Annotated in this window: 1 protein-coding gene; it reads left to right on the forward strand. The window is 69.1% G+C overall.

Annotated features, from left to right (window positions below; genetic code table 11):
* On the forward strand, positions 1–476 hold a 476-nt coding region (locus tag BN1127_RS04135), incomplete at both ends, for a helix-turn-helix domain-containing protein (protein ID WP_042648604.1).

The raw sequence follows: 476 nt of genomic DNA on the forward strand, positions 1-476 counted from the left end.
CGCTGCTCTCGAGCCGCCAGCGGGTGCTGGATCTGGCGCTGAACCATGGTTTTGGCTCCGAGGTGAGCTTCAGCCGGGCCTTCAAACAGCACTTTGGCTGCTCGCCCCTGGCCTATCGCAAACGGGGCCTGCGGCTGGGGCTGCGTACCCCCCTGGTACGGGTCCCCATGTCGCTGACCAGTCCCCCCAGGCTGGTGCAGGTGCGGGTGGAGAGCCGGCCGGGATTCACCCTGCACGGCGTCAGGGGGGAGATCCGGGGCCTCTTTGCCGAAGACCCGGACTTTCAGCAGACGGTGCCTGCCATCTGGCGTGCCTGGCGTGAGGCGGGGGGGCTGCCATTGACCAGCGAACTGCTTGGCGTGGTGGACGTCTCGGGGGCGGGGGAGCGGCTGCCTTACTGGGCCGGGGTGGCGGCAGAGGAGGGGACTGAACCCCTGCCCGGGTTGGCGTGCCTTCGGGTTCCATCCCCGGAGTAT

Origin of the sequence: Aeromonas media (assembly GCF_000819985.1) — a bacterium.
In the GTDB taxonomy this organism is placed as follows: Bacteria; Pseudomonadota; Gammaproteobacteria; order Enterobacterales; family Aeromonadaceae; genus Aeromonas; species Aeromonas media.